The following is a 15764-nucleotide window of genomic DNA, read 5'->3' on the forward strand; positions in this document are numbered from 1 at the left end:
CGGCCGCAGCGGGTGCGGCCCAGCGCCTGAACGTGTTGCGCGGTCGCGATCTGCCCGCGGGCTGGGCCGGCAAGGTCTGGGCCCAGTCCCAAGGGGTGGCGGCCGCAGGCGAGGTGCCCTGGCTCTGGTTCACGGACGCCGACATCCAGCATGGGGAGACGGTGCTGCGCCGTCTGGTGGCCAAGGCCGAGGGGGAACAGCGGGTACTGGTTTCGCTGATGGTGGAGCTGTCCTGCCGGAGTTTCTGGGAGCGCCTGTTGATCCCGGCCTTTGTTTTCTTCTTCCAGAAGCTCTACCCCTTTGCCTGGGTCAACGATCCAGGTCGGCCCCTGGCCGGTGCTGCCGGCGGCTGCATGTTGCTGCGCCGCGACGCCTTGGAGCGTGCCGGTGGGCTCGCACGCATGCGGGCTGCCCTCATCGACGACTGCACCCTGGCAGGTCTGCTCAAGCCCCTCGGCCCCATCTGGCTCGGGCTCACCCACGACAGTCGCAGCCTGCGCGCCTATCCCCGTCTGGGCGAGATCTGGTCCATGGTGGCGCGTTCGGCCTACGTGCAGCTGGAGCAGAAACCCAGCCGCCTGCTGCTGGCGGTATCGGGGATGATCTTCCTCTACCTCTGGCCACTGCTGGCCCTTGTCTACGGCGTCGTGGTCCAGGTCTGGTGGCTGTGGTTGCCCGCCCTGGCCGCGCTCTTGCTGGCCTGGCGCATGTACCTGCCAATGCTGCGTTTCTATGCGCTGCCCTGGTGGTGGGGCGTGAGCCTCTTCCCCGCCGCCTGGCTCTACACCCTCATGACGGCCGACTCCGGTCGCCGCCACTATCTGGGCCGGGGCGGCGCCTGGAAAGGGCGGCACTACTCCTGAAACGGCAGTGCCCCATACAGCCGCCTCCCGGAACGGAGCGAGCCCCGCCCGCAGGACACCCGCTGCCGCGACGATGTCGTAAAACGTACTAGGCGCGATAGTGCAGCAGATAGCGCCACTCGAAGGCGCGCTTGGCCAGGTGCCACAAGGGGCTTGGGATGACCCGCGCCTGTTCCGGGCTGCGATAGACCATGAAAGCGTTGTCGATACCGTCGACAATGCAGACCAGCTCGTTCTTGAAGCGTTTGTCCGGCGCTTCACCGCGCAGGAAACGGACGATATTGTGCGCCGCCGTTTCCGCCTGCAGATCCGCGGCATGACCCTGTTTGGGCAACCAATCCGGACTGCCCGCGTAGGCGCCGGCGTCGCCTACGACATAGACGCCGGGGAAGTCTGGGACGGCGCAATGCCCATCGGCCTGGATGAAGCCGCCGGGCGACACGGGCAGGCCGCTGGGCAGGGCGAACTCCGGTCCGGTCATGCCCGGCATGAAGAGAATGAGGTCGGCAGGGATGCGTTCCCCTTCCGTTTCTACCGCATGGTCGTGGAAGGCAAGGATCTTGTTACCCAGGTGGGTCTGTATACCTCGACGCTCCATCTCCCCCAGCAGACCCGCTACCGCCGCCGAGCCCAGCCGATTGCCGGGCTCGTGCATGGGATTGAAGAAATGCAGGCGAACCTTCTCGCGTCGCCCGCGTCGGCGCAGCCAGGTATCGATGCCAAAGAGCAGCTCAAAGATGGGCCCTCCGCGCACGGCCCCTGGCTCAGCCGGGTTGCCGGCAAACCCAAAAGCGATGTCGCCCGCTTCCAGGAGTGCCAGGCGGTCGCGAATCTGCTCCGCCGCCTCGATGCCGTCGCAGATGGCCAGCCCATGCTCGATCCCCGGCAGCTTGCGGAGAGATCGTCCGCCGGTGGCAATGAGGAGGACATCGTTGTCGATCTCCTCGCCCTGATCGCTGCGTACCCGGCGCCCCTGCGCCTCTATGGCCGTCACCCGCCCGGAGTGGAAATGGATATGATTGCGACTAAAAAAGCGATTCAGGTCGATGCGCAGTTCAGAACCCTGACGCAGGCCCGTGGGCACCCAGATGAGGCTCGGGTAATAGACGAATTCTGCATGCGGAGCGAGCACGTGGATCTCGGCATCCGGTAGTTGCCGACGTAGGTGACGGATGGCAGTGAGGGCGCCGAAGCCAGCGCCAAGTATCGTGATTCTGGTCATGTTCTGTCTCCTGATGAGCCTATGATCCAAGCCGATGCGCGAAAGCCACCCATACTCGGGTCGGCCTTCGCACTTGCGCTACCGTGTGTACCGGAGCTCGAGTTACGCACCGGAGTCGTCCCCAGCGAGGTTCTACACCAGCACGGGTCGATAATCCTCGGGCAGAGGGCTTGCCTCCTGCGCCTGAGCAAAGCCCCGCGCCGAAAAGAGGCTGACGATCTGACCGTGGCCCTGAATGAGGCGAGCGACGTTGGGGTCGTCGCTGCGCTCCTCCACCAGGACCCCATTGGGCAAAAGGGTAACCTCCATCTGCACCTTGTCGTGCTGGGCGAAGAGCTCGGCAAAGGCGGGGTCCCAGAAACGCAGGCCGAAATTCTCCTGGAGTCGCTGGTGCATGCTCGGCACGTGGTCGTGGAGCAGGCTGACCACTTCGGGATTCTCGGAGGTGGTCAGGCTGCGTATGCCCGACTCCGTCAGATGCAGCTCCCGTCGGATATCTGCGTGTAAGGCCAACAGGCGGTGGAAGACGTCCTGGTCGTGCCGATGACGCGCTTGCTTGGTACCGCCCAGAGCCATGCCGCGGCCGCGCCCGCCGCCGCGACGATCCTCTGGAAAGGTCGGGTTATGGATGGATTCAGACATGATGTTCTCTCCCGATGTCTTCGCGGCCGCAGCGCTCATTGGCAGGGACCGCGATGTGGATATGTTTGGGTTGCGCCAGGTCCAGCTGGCTCATGAGCTCGATGAACGCTTCCCGCGATTTGCCGGCCAGACGTGGGTTGCTGCGCTTTTCCTCGGCAATACAGCTGACCCAGCGTCCGTGATAATCGTGCCCGGGATAGATCAGCGTTTCCTCGGGCAAGGTAAAGAGTTTCTGGGTGACACTGTCGTAGAGCGTGCCAGCATCGCCGCCCTGGAAGTCGGTCCGTCCGCAGCCACCGATGAGCAAGGCATCGCCCGTGAAGACTCGGTCATGCCAGCGATAGCTCACACAACCGGGCGTGTGACCCGGTGTCGCCAGCACCCGGATGACATCGTCCCCCAGGACCAGGAAATCCCCATCTTCCACCTTGCGATCGGCACAGTCGGCCCCTGCTGCAGCGCTGATGACGACTTCGGCACGGGTGGTGGCGCGCAGATCGCCGGCGGCACTGACGTGGTCGGCGTGTACGTGTGTCTCCAGGGCATAGCGCAGGGTCAGGTCGTGTTCCCGCAGAATGCGCAGGATCTCGTCGCTGTGGCCCTTCACGGCATCGATGACCACGGCCTCGCGCCAGGTCAGATCTCCCAGGATATAGGTATAGGTGCTGCTCTCCTTGTCGAAAAGCTGCTTGAAAAACATGATGACGTCTCCTTTCGGTTCCGTGGCTTCCATTACTTGGATAGCCTAGCCCGAGCGGCGATCCCATGCATTGATATTTGTCAAAGTAGATCGATTTTGTCGGGTATTCCCGAAGGTGAACCCGTCAGGAGGCGCTATCCTCGCGCAGGGCTTGCGGCATCAGGATTTCCAGCGTGCCCCGAGATTCCCGCAACCAGCCGCGCCGTTTGAAATCCGCCATGATCCGGCTCACATGCTCGGTGCTGAGTCCGAGAAACTCGCCGAGGTCTTGACGAGTAAGGGGAAAGGGAAGACTGCGGTGCTGTGGGTAGGCCTCCGCCCATTGCAGCAGGAAAGTGGCCAGACGTGCTTCCGCCCGGCGCGCGCCGAGATCGACGATACGACTCTCCGCTTCTTCCAGTGCCCGCTGCCAGCGCCGGAAGATGGCCTCCCGCACCACCGGTAGGCGTTGGGACAACTGGTCGAGCTCGCGCAGATCGAGGCGGCAGAGCTTGACCGTGGACAGAGCGATGGCCGTGTGCTGGTGGCGTTGCCGGTGCAGTCCCTCGAAGCCGAACAGGTCTCCGTGGTGGAGCAGGCGGACGATCTGGGCGCGCCCATCGGCGAGGGATTTGACCAGCTTCACGGCGCCCTCGCGCAGGGTGTAGGCGCAGCAGGCGTCCTCGCCCTCGTGGTAGATGGTGGTGCCCGCCCCAAGCTCCAGATCCACCACATCCATGCCCAGGGCGCACAACTCTTCTCCGCTCAAGCCCGCGAAGATGCTGCGCTCGCGCATCGCGCAGTGCAAACAGTCGGACTTTTTCAACGCTCCTTCGGCCACCAGCTCAGTCCGAACGCTTACGAAAACGCAGGTCGAAGACTCGGTGTCCCAGTGCTTCTCCCCGACGCTCGAAGCGCGTGGGAATGCGATTCTCCGGCGGCGGGCTGAAGGCGCCGTCGGGATCGAGGTTATCGAGACTGTCGGTGGCCGAGAGGACGGCCAGCGCGTGCTCTGCGTAAGGCTCCCAGTCCGTGGCAAACTGCAGCTCGCCGCCGACACGCAACAGAGCCGCAAGCTGACGGGCCGACTCCGGCTGCAGCAGACGACGCTTGTGGTGCCGCTTCTTTGGCCAGGGATCCGGAAACTGAATGACGATAAGTGCAAACACTCCTGCCGGCAGGGTTGCGAGCCAGGCCATGGCATCGCCGTGAAGCACTCGCACGTTGTCGATGCCCTCTGTCTCCAGCCGCTGGAGCAGAGCGCCGACACCCGGAGCGTGCACCTCGGCGCCAATGCAGCCCCAATCCGGATGCCGTGCAGCAAAATGGGCGAGGTGCTCGCCATTGCCGAACCCGATCTCCAGGGCAAGGGGACGCCCATCCGTCCAGGGTGAGGTCCAAGGCTCCCGCGGCGCGATGGCCCAGCGCGGCAGGAGCTCCGTCATCGCTCGTCGCTGCGCTTGGGTAAAACGTCCTTGGCGCAGCACGAAGCTGCGCACGGGGCGGCGATCCGGCCCGGACTGCGAGGAGTTTGGCTTGAGAGAATCAGACATGCAGGGCATTATAGCGGGTTTGGGAAAAAGGCCTAAAGGAGGCAGGCATGCAATCCCCCCTGCTGGGTTTGGTCATGGGCAGCCAAAGCGACTGGGACACCCTGCAGGCGGCCGCCGAGCAGCTGGATGCTTTGGCTATCCCCTACGAGGCACGGGTGGTTTCCGCGCACCGAACCCCGGATCTGCTGTTCCAGTATGCCGAAACGGCGGCGCAGCGTGGTCTCGCCGCCATCATCGCCGGAGCCGGCGGCGCGGCGCACCTGCCGGGCATGCTCGCCGCCAAGACCCTGGTACCGGTGCTGGGGGTGCCCGTCGCCTCGCGCCACCTGCAGGGCTTGGATTCTCTGCTGTCCATCGTGCAGATGCCCAAAGGCGTGCCCGTGGCCACCTTTGCCATCGGTCGTGCCGGTGCCGCCAATGCGGCCCTCTTTGCGGCGGCTCTGTTGGCCCCGGTTCATCCCACCATTGCCCGCGCCTTGGCGGATTTCCGTCGCCAGCAGGAAAGCGCGGTTCTGGCCACCACCTTGCCGCCGTCGGCGATGCCATGATCCCTACCGGTCAGAGCCTGGGCGTGCTGGGCGGTGGGCAGCTCGGCATGTTCTTCACCCTGGCGGCGCAGCGGCACGGCTACCCCGTCTGGGTGCTGGATCCGGATCCCCGCTGTCCTGCGGCTCGCACGGCAGCGCGCCACCTCTGCGCGCCCCTGGACGATCCGGTGGCGCTTGCGGAACTCACCGAGGGCGTCGCCGCTCTCACGGTGGAGTCGGAAAACATTCCCGCGGCGACCCTTGCCCACTGCGCCCCGTGGATGCGCCCGGGGCCGGAAGCGGTGCGCATCGCCCAGGACCGCCGCCTGGAAAAATCCTTTCTGCGCGATCTCGATCTTCCCGTCGCGCCCTTCGTCGTGCTGGATGCCGGCAGTCCTGTGCCGGCCCTCGTGGACGATTTCTCTTTTCCTGCGCTTCTCAAGACGGCGCGCTGGGGCTACGACGGCAAAGGACAGGAGACCGTGGCGCGAGCCGAGGATCTGGCGCGCGCCTGGCAGGCTCTGGCGGGGGTGGATGCGGTGCTCGAAGCGCGTCTCGCCCTGGTCGCCGAGTTCTCCATCCTGCTGGCCCGGGGAGAGGACGGGATGGTGGTGTTTTACCCGGCGGCACGCAACTACCACCGCGATGGTATCCTGGACGTCACCCTGGTCAGCCCCGCAGCCCCCACCACCCTGGAGCTGGAGGCCCGACACATGGCCCTGCGGATTGCCGAGGCTCTGGATTACATCGGTGTCCTGGCCGTGGAATTCTTCGTCGATGACCGCGGGCAGGTGCTGGTCAACGAGCTGGCACCTCGACCACACAACAGCGGTCATTTCAGCCTCGATGCCAGTCTGCAGAGCCAGTTCGACCAGCAGCTGCGCTGCCTTTGCGGTTTACCGCTGGGGGATACCCGCCTGCTCAGTCCGGTGGCTATGATGAATCTGCTGGGAGATCTCTGGATACCCGGAGAGCCCGATTGGGCCGGTGTACTGGAGCACCCGCAGGTCAAGCTATGGCTTTATGGTAAGGCGCAAGCCCGCTCTCGGCGCAAGATGGGGCACCTGACGATCCTTCCCGAGAGCCTGGATGCCGCAGCCGCGACCCTTGCCGCCCTGCGGCGTCGCCTGAGTCTACCGGAGCTGCCGCCATTGGGCCCCGTTCCCTGAGGTTTTACCGGCGAGAGTCCGGGAACGGCTCCACAGCGCCCAGGCAATGAGCAGCGCCGACAGCAGAAAAAAAAGCAGGCTCCAATGGGTGATGGGCCAGCCCAGCCAGCGCGCCTGGCCAGCCACGGCGCAGGAGCCCTTGCCTGCCAAGGCGGCGGCGAGAGAGCCCGCCAAGGTTCCCGGCGCAAAGCTGGATTCCGGCAGCAGCTGTACCGCGGTACAGGCCCGTACCCGGCTCGCGGCGGCTGCCGCCAGATGCCACTGCCAGCCTGCCAGCCCTGCACCCGCGAGGCTCGCCAATACCGCACCGGACCAGCTGGCGCGACGCCAGGGCGCAGATCCCCAAAGGCCAAGCAGCACGAGGACGATCAGCAGCACGATGGCCAGGCGCTGGTAGATACACAGACTGCAGGGCAGCAGACCGCGATGGAACTGCAGCCAGAGCATGAGCCCGAGGGCGGCGGCCGCGGTCGCCGCGACGGCGATGGCTACCGCCGCCGGAGCTCGGCCCCTCAGCGTGACCCGGTCAAGGCCTTCCATTGCGCATTATTGGGTAGACCGACGACATAGTGGACTGCCCCCTTTTCACGGTAGACCAAGAACGGCACGGTCGCGGAACCCTCGGGTGCCGAACCCGGCAGCAGGGATTGTTTGCCCTGAAGAAAACGGTAGTTTCGCTCGAGAATGGGGCGCATCTTGGCCAGAGTCGAAGCGTCTGCCAAGGGTGCGGCCCCCTCCGGTCGTCCGTCTCGCACTCTAAAGCCATCCTCATTGGCTTTCAATGCCCGCAGCGGGTCCTTCGCAGCCAGGATGGAAGCGGCCTTGGCGGCGCTGTTACCGGGTATCAGATAACCCACCAGGATTAACCGCAGGCGCATCTGCCCCGCGCTGACGGGATTCTGCAGCCAGGAGAAGAGCTCGTGGCAATAGGGACAGTTGGGATCCATGAAGAGATACACCACCGGACCGCGACTGCCCTCGGCTATATAGTGGGTGTGCTCCAGGGCCTGCCAGAAGTTCAGATCCTCGTCGCCAGGCGCCGCCGCAGCGGCCGAGCTCAGAGTCGGCCCGCACAACAGGCACAGGGTCAAAAGGGCGTAAACCCAGGTGCGATGCAGATTAGGGAAGTAGGTTTTCACGGTTGAGTCTTTTCCTCATGGATACGCAGCAGGCTGATATTTTGGCGGCTATAGAGTTCGTAAGCGGTATAAAGTTCCTGGATCCGAAGGGTCCTCGGCAGCTCTTGCCGCAATGTCGACAGATCCTGCTGTGGTGTCACCAGAAAAAGCGGTCCCGGATTCTGTGCAAGTAGCCTCGGTATCTGCGCCCGAGGAGCGTCCAGCTGTGCGCAAGTCATGGCGCCGCGCCCGGCGTAAAAGAGGAAGCTCGGTTCCCACCAGCGCCAGGTGGCAAGGCTGTAGGGTCTGGAGCCCTCCAGATGACGCACGAGATAACCCATGGTGACCGAGGGCTTCAGGGCGTCCAGAGCGGGCATGGCCAGGAGAGTGAGACACAGGGTGAGCCCCACAGCGGCCGCCCCGAGACTGCCGATGACGCCCCAAAGCTTGCGTCCCTGCACAAAAACCAGCGCCAGCAGCGCCCCCAGCAGATAGGGAAAGCCCAGATAGGCCACGGAACCCAAGGGCGGGATATCCTGGGGTACCAGCCAGGCACCCAGACCCACCAAGGCGAGGCCCACCACCGCCAGCAGAGCGAGGGAAGCAAGCAACCCTGTGCGCCCGAAGGGCCGGTCACCGCTCAATGCCCCGTGGAAGCGCCAAGCCAGCAGCGCCAATAGCGGTGGGTAGGCCTCCCAGACGTAGTTGGGCAGCTTGGTGGCGCCGAGGCTGAAAAAAGCAATCCACAGGCCCGCCCAGAGCCAGAGAAAGCTCTGGACCGGTCGTTCGAAGAGCATCCCCCGCCGCGACCGCCAGCCCTCCGCCAGGGTCTGAGGCAGGAAGACGGACCAGGGCAGGAGACCGAGAAAGGTCGTCAGCAGATAGTAATAAGGGGGACCGCGATGTCCCTGCATGGCGGCCGTGTAACGTCCAATATTCTGATGATCGATGAAGCGCAGATCCCAGGCCCAGTGGGTGGCGATGCCCACCGCCAGATACCAGGGCAGGGTGATGATCAGAAAAAGCGGCACGCCGAGGGCCAGTCTGCCTTCCCGCCAGAGGTGGGGCAGATCGCGCCGCAGCAAGAGGAAAACGGTGATGATGAGACCGGGCAGGAGAAAGGCGATGGGCCCTTTGGCCAGTGTGCCAAAACCCATGGCCGCGTAGGCGATCAGGTAGTGGGCGCGGCGGTGTTCGCTCTGCAGATAACCGTGCAGCCAGGACAGGAGACTCACCGTAACGAAAAAAATGAGCAGCGGGTCGGGCACGGCAGCGCGGAAGATGATCTGGCTGTGCAAAGCCGTGGCCGTGAACAGACCAGTGAGGAGTGCTGGTCGATCGCCCAGGAAAGTCCGCAAGGACAGCATGAGATAAAGCACCAGCAGCGCTCCCAGAGCCACCGAGCCCATGCGCAGCCCCCAGGAATTCATGCCCAACAGACGCACACCTACATCCATGAGCCAATAGTTGAGAATGGGTTTGTCGGGACGCAGGTGACCGTTGAAGGTGGGCACCACAAAATTGTGGTGCGCGATCATTTCCTTCAGCGACTGGGCATTGTTGGGTTCGTCGATGTCCCAGAGGCTGGCGTCTCCCGTGTGAAAGGCCAGCAGCCAGAAGGCAAAGAGAAAGACGAGTAGCGCTTGGAAGTGGAAGCGCCGATCTCGACGCTCAGAGTTCACGGGCACCCCCTTTCAGGATCCGCGCCTTGTCGCGTTGCCACTCCCGCTCCTTGATGCTGGCGCGCTTGTCGTGGGCCTGCTTGCCCTTGACCAGCGCAATCTCGAGCTTCGCGCGTCCCGCCTTCCAGTACATGGCCAGGGGTACGACGGTGTAGCCCTTGCGTTCGATGGCACCGATGAGGCGATTGATCTCCAGGCGGTGCATGAGAAGCTTGCGCGTGCGCGTAGGGTCCGGGTGGATGTGGGTGCTGGCCGTCGGCAAGGGACTGATGTGCGCCCCGAGCAACCAGAGCTCACCCTGCTTCACGACCACATAACTGTCCTTGAGGTTCAGGCGTCCGGCCCGCAGGGACTTCACCTCCCAGCCTTCCAGGGCGATACCCGCCTCGAAACGCTCTTCGATGAAATACTCGTGTTTCGCCTCACGGTTGAGGGCGATGGTGCTGCTCATGGGCATCTCCCTTGCAAGGGCGCATTGTAACCAAAAAAATCCCCCCGCGTAGCGCCGGTGTCGATCCTCGGACATCGGCTGGCATGGGAGATCGGGATCAGGGCTGCCCAGGCTCCGGCACTTTGGTTAGGATGGCACGGTACAAGCCCGGAGATCTCATGTCCAAGCACCGCCTCAGCACTCGCCGGCTCTGGCCCCTGCCGCCTTGGCTGCCCCTGAGCGACCTGACCCTGCTCACGGAAATGGAGCATATCGCCGTCTGGTTGGAAGACACCTTGGCTCGCGCCCGGCACGAAATCCTGCTGGAGAACTACATCTTCCAGGCCGGAGCCTGGCCGGAGCGGATCTTTCGCATTCTCGTGCAGCAGGCACGCGCCGGCGTGCGCGTCTACCTGACTCTGGACGCACTTGGCAGCCGCGAGTTCCCGGCGCGCTGGGCGCGCGAGCTGGAGGCGGCGGGAGCGCATCTGCACTGGTACCATCGTCTTTCTCTGCGCGGCCTGGAGGGTCGCCTGCGACGCACGCATCGGCGTCTGGTACTGGTGGACGGGCGCTGCCTCGCCGTAGGCGGCTTTGCCATCAGCGATGCCTGGTTGTCCGGACATCCGGGCAATCGCCCCTACCGCGACGTACTTCTGGCCGGGATGGGAGCCATTGCCGGACGCGGACGGTCGCTCTTTGCTCTCGGGCTCGATAGCGATCTCCCGGCCGCAGCGGTCTCCCCGCCGGCGGCGGCCAGTCCCTGGGGTGAAGCGCGCCTCCTGGCCGGGAATCCGCCGCGCCGGATGAATGTGCGGCGCCGCTATATGGCGGCCTTCAAGCGCGCGCAGCAGAGTCTGTGGATAGCAACCCCCTACTTCAACCCCGATCCCAGGGTGCTCTCCCTGCTCTATGCGGCGGTGCGTCGCGGCGTCGACGTGCGCGTGCTGTTGGCGGGACGGATAACGGATCATCCACTTTTGCGCTTCGGTATTCAGGCGTATTATCAGAAATTGCTGAGACACGGTATTCGCGTATACGAATATGAGGGCTGTTTCCTGCACGGCAAATACGTTCAGGTGGATGGACTCTGGGCCAGTGTGGGTTCGGCCAACCTCGACTTCTTGAGTCTGTGGTTCAACCGAGAGCTCAATATGGAACTCCGCGGTGCCGTGCCGAATCTGTTGTTGCGCACCCTGTTCCTGCGCGAATTTGCCCGCGCCCATGAAATCGTTCTGGACGGCTGGGCGCGCCGCCCTTGGTGGCGTCGTCCCCTGGAGGGCATCCTGGCGTGGATCGATGGCTGGGTGCAGGCGCGTGCCATGGGTGCGCGCCGTTATTGACGAGGACCCTTATGCATCACATTCGCAAGACGGCCGTACTGCCGTACAGTGCCAGTCAGATATTCGCCTTGATCGAGGACGTCCAGGCCTATCCCAAGTTCCTGCCCTGGTGTGGCAGCACCCGCATCCTCGAGCGCAAGGAAGACGAGGTCGTGGCGGAAATCAGTATCTCCCACGGCGCCTTCGGTAAATCCTTTTCTACTCGCAACCGCTATCAGCGGCCGAAGCTGGCCGAAGTGCGTCTCGTCAGCGGCCCCTTCCGCTTTCTCGAGGGCCTGTGGCAGCTGGAGCCACAGGAAGGAGGTACGCTGGTGACCCTGGATATGCGCTTCGAGTTTGCTTCACGCCTGGTGGGCGCCTTCCTCGAACCCATCTTCAAGCAGGCTGCGGAGACCATGGTGCAGCGCTTCGCGCAGCGGGCTCGCATCGTTTACGGGCAACCCAATCTCGGCAAGATCAGCTCTTCGCCATCCCGATCCTAGCCCGCCGCTACTCCATCAGCTTTTGGGGACTCCCATGTCCTTTGCCTTGACGTCACCGCTGATGCTCTCCAGGCGATCGTCCTTGAAATGTAGCTCGATCTGCCGGACTTCGGTGCGGCCATAGGCCGGTTTGTAGCTGTAGACGTAGGTCCACTGATCGGGATGCCAGGGATCCTGGAGCATGGGAGAACCGAGAGCGGTGCGTACCTCGAGCTTGTCCATGCCCGGATGCACCTTGGCCAGCTCTTTCTGGGTGATGACGTTGCCCTGCTGAACCGCCACCCGATAGATGCTGCAGGCATCGAGCAGGAAGGCGCCGAAAGCGATGAGGATGACGAGACGAAAGAGGCTACGCATGGTCCTTGTCTTGGTGAGTAGGGTTCTCTATGCTAACCAATAGATCACACTTTGGCCATGAGTTTCATGCACAGCGATGAATTGAAAAGGGCTGGCCTCAAGGCTACCCTCCCTCGGCTCCGGATCCTGCAGATCCTCGAGAACAGCGAGAGTCGCCACCTTACGGCCGAGGAGGTCTATCGCCAGCTCCTGGACGCCGACGAAGAAGTCGGTCTCGCCACCGTCTACCGGGTCATGACCCAGTTCGAGATGGCGGGACTCGTGCGCCGGCACCACTTCGAGGGCGATCGCGCGGTCTTTGAGCTGAACGAGAGTGGTCATCACGATCACATGGTCTGTACTGCCTGCGGTAAGGTGCTGGAGTTCTTCGACGAGATGCTGGAGGCGCGCCAGCAGGCCATCGCCAGCGCGCGCGGTTTTCACCTGTCGGACCACAGCCTCTATCTGTATGGAACTTGCGTCGGCATGCAGAAAGAAGGTGTCTGTTCTCTCCCCGAAGATGGCACGACCGACACGCGATCCGAGGGTGAGGGGCCGGGTCAACCGGCAAAATCGTGAAGGCCCGCGTACACCCCGAAGGCCTCAGGGCGACGCGGACCGACGGCACGGCCCAGGTTCTGTCAGTGGTTGCTCATCAAGGCCCCGGCCGCACCGCCAGCAACGCCGCCAACGGCGGCTCCCACTGCCGGACTGCCGCCCGTGACGGCGCCCAGAGCGGCACCACCGGCGGCACCGATGGCACCGCCGCTGACCACCCGCTGCTGGGTCGGGCTCATGTGGGCGCAGCCCGACAGACCCACCAGACCCAGACTGAGTATGCCCGCATAGGCAAGGCTTCGCAGAGAAAAGGTTTTCGCATTCATGGAACCCACCTCCTGAAAAAGGTCAAAGGCTCAGAGTCTGGCAAAGGGCAGGGCGCACAGTGGTGGCGACTCGCCCCTCGCCCCACTCCTCCCAATGATTGTAGCAGGATTGCCATAAAATGTCGAAAAATTGCAACGTTGACCTGTCGGCTCACGGGCTTGGGCCTACTCAGTCTCAGTCTCAGCGGTTGTCTTCCCCTCATGGCCGCCAGCGCTGCCGGTTCCGTGGTCTACTACAATACTCCGGCGGGCAGTCGCTCCGTGGCTTCGGCAAAGGGCGGGCACTGATACAGGTCTTCGCGCTGCTTCGAAGCCGTTTGGGGAGTGAAGGCCGAAACGGTCGTGCGCACCCCTTGCGGCGCCGTGAAGGCTGGTCACGGCGCCTTCTGTTGGCTCTCCTGCTCAGCATGGGCGCGGGTCTCTCGGCCCTTCCGGCGTGGGCGAGCGACGCAAGCATCTGCGGTGTTTGGGCGACCAGCCACGGGGAGGCCTACATCCGCATCTACCGGTTTCACGGTCTCTTCGATGGCATCAGCCTGCCCAGTGCCAGCGCTTCCGTGGCGATGGCCCGGGCGCGTCACCAGCCGATCATTCTGTCGGGATTTGCCGCGGCGCCCGATCACCCGGGTGTCTACCGTTATGGACGTATCTTCGACCCGCGCAACGGCCAGCATTTTCAGGGACGACTCACCTTGGAGAGTCAAGATCGCCTGAAAGTCTACGGTTACCTCGGATTCTCCTGGCTCGGGGGATCCACTCAGTGGCGGCGCGTGGCCTCTCGTTCCTGCTCCCTGCCCGAGGAAAAGGGCTCGTCTGACCGGGGTTAGCCCATCGCCACCTGTGGCGGCTGCCGGGAGGATGATCCTTTCGACCCGTCGCTGCGCAAGTTTGCCGCGACACCATCCTGGCCGTGGCAGAAGTGCGGACGCAGGTTCCAGAAGAGCAGAGCCGGCGACGCGTGTTCATAACCCAGGCAAGAGATGCTGCCGGCATCCAGGTGCAGGTGGTCGCCAAAGGCGATGTCGAGGTCCATCCAGCAGCAGGCCAGGGCTCGCAGGATATGGCCGTGCGCGAAGCACAAGACGTGTTCGTGCCCGCGCTCCTGCCAATCTGTCAGGACTTGATGGCAGCGTCTTTGCACTGCTTCCCGGCTTTCACCCTCCGGCGCACCGCAACGAAAGATGGTCCACTGTGGCCATTCCTCGTGGATCTCCGCGCTGGTCTTGCCCTCGTAGCGCCCATAGTGCCATTCCCGTAGTGCGTCCTGAGTTTCGGCATCGGTGAATCCGGCGAGGATGGCGGTGTGGCGCGCCCGCTTGAGGGGACTCGTGTAGATGCCATCGTAGACGTGCCCGCGGTCGCGAAAGAAGTGCCACAGCGCCATGGCCTCGTCCCGCCCGGTGGGCGTAAGCCCGATATCGGTAACGGAAGTGTGGCGACCTGCGGCGGCCCATTCCGTCATACCGTGACGCACCAAGGTAATGGTGCGCAGTCCCGTCGTCAAAGATCACCCCAGTCGGGCTCAGCCAGACGGAAGCTCTCGTCCGCATATTGGTAGCGGCGCTCCCAGGGTCGCGGGGTGAGCTCCTCGCCTGTCTGCTTTACCGCCAGCACCTGGTGCAGGGCTGACCAGTTGCGCCAGAAGCCATAGGCACAGCCGGCCATGTAGATGGCCCAGATGCGATAGCGTTTGTCGCCCACCAAGGCGACGGCCTCGTCCTTGTGAGCCTCCAGGCGGCGGACCCAGTGAATCAGCGTCTGGGCGTAATGGGGACGGAGATTCTCCACGTCCAGTACCTCCAGATCCTGCCCCGCCATCTCGTGCACCACCCGCCAGAGGTGCGGTATCTCGCCGTCCGGAAATACGTACTTGTCGATGAAGTCGCTGCCGGAATGGTGGCCACCCTCATCGTCCTGCTGGCTGGCCGTGATGCCGTGATTGAGCACCCAACCGCCTTCCTTCAGCACCCGGCGGATAACGCCGAAATATTCGCTGAGGTGCTGTCGGCCCACGTGCTCGAACATACCCACGGAAACCACCTTGTCGAAATGGTCCCGTTCGGGAATGTCGCGGTAGTCCTGCAGACGGATCTCGACGCGATCTGCCAGACCCTCCCGCTCCATGCGTTCCTTGGCGTAATGATACTGGGCCTCGCTCAGAGTCACGCCTACACCCTGGATATCGTGATGCTGGGCTGCCCAGGCCAGCAGGCCGCCCCAGCCGCAGCCGATATCCAGCAGCTTTTCGCCGGGCTGCAGGTGCAGCTTGCGGCAGATGTGCGCGAATTTCTGCTCCTGAGCGAGGTCGATGTCTTCCTTCCCCGTTTTGAAATAGGCGCAGGAGTAAGCCATGTTGCGGTCGAGCCATAGGCGATAGAAGTCGTTGGAAACGTCGTAATGGTACTGGATGGACTCGGCATCCTTCTCCTTGCTGTGGGCCCTGCGCCCGAACCAGCGCGGGCGATTGCCCTCTTTCTTCTTGGGAAAGGCTCGGTTCAGACCTTCCGCCACAGCGAGGATATCCTGATAGCGACCTTCGAGACCCACCTCGCCCTCGACGTAGGCCTCGCCCAGCACGTCCAGGGCACTACCCATGAGCAGGCGGGATACCAGTTGAGACGTGCGCAGCTCTATGACCACCGCCGCCGGATCTGCAAAGCTGTACTCGTAGCCGTCCCAGAAGCGGATCTTCAGGGCTAAGGGCCGTCCGCCCAGACCTTTTTTGATGTGGTCGAGAAAATGAGAACGTAGGTCTTTCACCGTTGGCCTCCTTGTTGGATAACAAAGTCTGTCGTCTGGTGGATACAACACCTCTTTAGTCTAGACCATGAGCA

Annotated in this window: 21 protein-coding genes; 8 read left to right on the plus strand and 13 right to left on the minus strand. The window is 63.6% G+C overall.

The window, feature by feature from the left end; genetic code table 11:
• Window positions 1–863: glycosyltransferase (locus Q0C23_RS05330; protein ID WP_291511349.1), on the plus strand; the 863-nt coding region annotated here is incomplete at its 5' end.
• Between the two features lie 88 nt (window positions 864–951).
• On the opposite strand, the gene Q0C23_RS05335 is transcribed toward Q0C23_RS05330, so the two are convergent.
• From Q0C23_RS05335 to trmB, 5 genes are all read right to left on the minus strand, one after another.
• A complete protein-coding gene (locus Q0C23_RS05335; protein ID WP_291511350.1) occupies window positions 952–2085 on the minus strand; it encodes an FAD-dependent oxidoreductase in 1134 nt (377 codons plus the stop codon).
• Between the two features lie 132 nt (window positions 2086–2217).
• Complete coding sequence (locus Q0C23_RS05340) at window positions 2218–2727, minus strand: hypothetical protein (protein ID WP_291511351.1); 510 nt, start codon at window positions 2725–2727, stop codon at window positions 2218–2220.
• Entirely contained in the window at window positions 2720–3427 is a 708-nt protein-coding gene (locus tag Q0C23_RS05345) for an MBL fold metallo-hydrolase (RefSeq protein ID WP_291511352.1), read from the minus strand. The genes Q0C23_RS05340 and Q0C23_RS05345 overlap by 8 nt, the downstream gene beginning before the upstream one ends.
• Window positions 3428–3551: 124 nt before the next feature.
• Window positions 3552–4232, minus strand: coding sequence for a Crp/Fnr family transcriptional regulator (locus Q0C23_RS05350; RefSeq protein WP_291511353.1), 681 nt, complete (start codon window positions 4230–4232; stop codon window positions 3552–3554).
• 19 nt (window positions 4233–4251) lie between these two features.
• Window positions 4252–4959, minus strand: a complete 708-nt coding sequence (gene trmB, locus Q0C23_RS05355; RefSeq protein WP_291511354.1) for a tRNA (guanosine(46)-N7)-methyltransferase TrmB — start codon at window positions 4957–4959, stop codon at window positions 4252–4254.
• Between the two features lie 47 nt (window positions 4960–5006).
• Here trmB and purE point away from each other — a divergent pair, with 47 nt between their 5' ends.
• Complete coding sequence (purE, locus tag Q0C23_RS05360; protein ID WP_291511355.1) at window positions 5007–5507, plus strand: 5-(carboxyamino)imidazole ribonucleotide mutase; 501 nt, start codon at window positions 5007–5009, stop codon at window positions 5505–5507.
• Window positions 5504–6655, plus strand: a complete 1152-nt coding sequence (locus Q0C23_RS05365; protein WP_291511356.1) for a 5-(carboxyamino)imidazole ribonucleotide synthase — start codon at window positions 5504–5506, stop codon at window positions 6653–6655. Before purE ends, Q0C23_RS05365 begins: the two co-directional genes overlap by 4 nt.
• Here the strand turns inward: Q0C23_RS05365 and Q0C23_RS05370 are convergent.
• From Q0C23_RS05370 to smpB, 4 genes are read right to left on the minus strand one after another with little or no spacing between them, the layout of a single operon-like run.
• Entirely contained in the window at window positions 6620–7195 is a 576-nt protein-coding gene (locus Q0C23_RS05370) for a disulfide bond formation protein B (protein WP_291511357.1), read from the minus strand. The genes Q0C23_RS05365 and Q0C23_RS05370 overlap by 36 nt on opposite strands.
• Window positions 7168–7794 (minus strand): thioredoxin fold domain-containing protein, encoded by a 627-nt coding sequence (locus Q0C23_RS05375; RefSeq protein ID WP_291511358.1) that lies wholly within the window; start codon window positions 7792–7794, stop codon window positions 7168–7170. The genes Q0C23_RS05370 and Q0C23_RS05375 overlap by 28 nt, the downstream gene beginning before the upstream one ends.
• Window positions 7791–9455 (minus strand): glycosyltransferase family 39 protein, encoded by a 1665-nt coding sequence (locus tag Q0C23_RS05380; protein ID WP_291511359.1) that lies wholly within the window; start codon window positions 9453–9455, stop codon window positions 7791–7793. Before Q0C23_RS05380 ends, Q0C23_RS05375 begins: the two co-directional genes overlap by 4 nt.
• Complete coding sequence (smpB, locus tag Q0C23_RS05385) at window positions 9445–9906, minus strand: SsrA-binding protein SmpB (protein ID WP_291511360.1); 462 nt, start codon at window positions 9904–9906, stop codon at window positions 9445–9447. The genes Q0C23_RS05380 and smpB overlap by 11 nt, the downstream gene beginning before the upstream one ends.
• Window positions 9907–10064: 158 nt before the next feature.
• Here smpB and Q0C23_RS05390 point away from each other — a divergent pair, with 158 nt between their 5' ends.
• Together Q0C23_RS05390 and Q0C23_RS05395 are read left to right on the plus strand one after the other, a co-directional pair.
• A complete protein-coding gene (locus Q0C23_RS05390) occupies window positions 10065–11228 on the plus strand; it encodes a phosphatidylserine/phosphatidylglycerophosphate/cardiolipin synthase family protein (protein WP_291511361.1) in 1164 nt (387 codons plus the stop codon).
• A gap of 11 nt (window positions 11229–11239) precedes the next feature.
• Complete coding sequence (locus tag Q0C23_RS05395) at window positions 11240–11710, plus strand: type II toxin-antitoxin system RatA family toxin (RefSeq protein ID WP_291511362.1); 471 nt, start codon at window positions 11240–11242, stop codon at window positions 11708–11710.
• 15 nt (window positions 11711–11725) lie between these two features.
• On the opposite strand, the gene Q0C23_RS05400 is transcribed toward Q0C23_RS05395, so the two are convergent.
• A complete protein-coding gene (locus tag Q0C23_RS05400; RefSeq protein WP_291511363.1) occupies window positions 11726–12067 on the minus strand; it encodes an outer membrane protein assembly factor BamE in 342 nt (113 codons plus the stop codon).
• A gap of 57 nt (window positions 12068–12124) precedes the next feature.
• Between Q0C23_RS05400 and fur the strand changes: the two genes are divergently transcribed.
• Window positions 12125–12625 carry a ferric iron uptake transcriptional regulator gene (gene fur, locus Q0C23_RS05405; RefSeq protein WP_367273184.1) on the plus strand — a complete coding sequence of 167 codons (501 nt, stop codon included), beginning with the start codon at window positions 12125–12127 and terminating at the stop codon, window positions 12623–12625.
• A 62-nt stretch (window positions 12626–12687) separates the two neighbouring features.
• Here the strand turns inward: fur and Q0C23_RS05410 are convergent, their stop codons facing one another.
• The gene (locus tag Q0C23_RS05410; RefSeq protein WP_291511365.1) at window positions 12688–12930 is read right to left on the minus strand and encodes a YMGG-like glycine zipper-containing protein; all 243 of its coding nucleotides are present in this window, start codon (window positions 12928–12930) and stop codon (window positions 12688–12690) included.
• 138 nt (window positions 12931–13068) lie between these two features.
• Between Q0C23_RS05410 and Q0C23_RS05415 the strand changes: the two genes are divergently transcribed.
• Together Q0C23_RS05415 and Q0C23_RS05420 are read left to right on the plus strand one after the other, a co-directional pair.
• Window positions 13069–13218: a hypothetical protein gene (locus tag Q0C23_RS05415; RefSeq protein ID WP_291511366.1), complete on the plus strand. Its 150-nt coding sequence runs from the start codon at window positions 13069–13071 to the stop codon at window positions 13216–13218.
• 101 nt (window positions 13219–13319) lie between these two features.
• Window positions 13320–13757, plus strand: a complete 438-nt coding sequence (locus Q0C23_RS05420; RefSeq protein WP_291511367.1) for a DUF2147 domain-containing protein — start codon at window positions 13320–13322, stop codon at window positions 13755–13757.
• Here the strand turns inward: Q0C23_RS05420 and Q0C23_RS05425 are convergent.
• Entirely contained in the window at window positions 13754–14434 is a 681-nt protein-coding gene (locus Q0C23_RS05425) for a histidine phosphatase family protein (protein ID WP_291511368.1), read from the minus strand. The genes Q0C23_RS05420 and Q0C23_RS05425 overlap by 4 nt on opposite strands.
• Window positions 14431–15690 carry a cyclopropane-fatty-acyl-phospholipid synthase family protein gene (locus tag Q0C23_RS05430; RefSeq protein ID WP_291511369.1) on the minus strand — a complete coding sequence of 420 codons (1260 nt, stop codon included), beginning with the start codon at window positions 15688–15690 and terminating at the stop codon, window positions 14431–14433. The genes Q0C23_RS05425 and Q0C23_RS05430 overlap by 4 nt, the downstream gene beginning before the upstream one ends.
• Window positions 15691–15764: the final 74 nt, after the last annotated feature.

Source organism: Acidithiobacillus sp. (assembly GCF_023256195.1).
In the GTDB taxonomy this organism is placed as follows: Bacteria; Pseudomonadota; Gammaproteobacteria; order Acidithiobacillales; family Acidithiobacillaceae; genus Acidithiobacillus_A.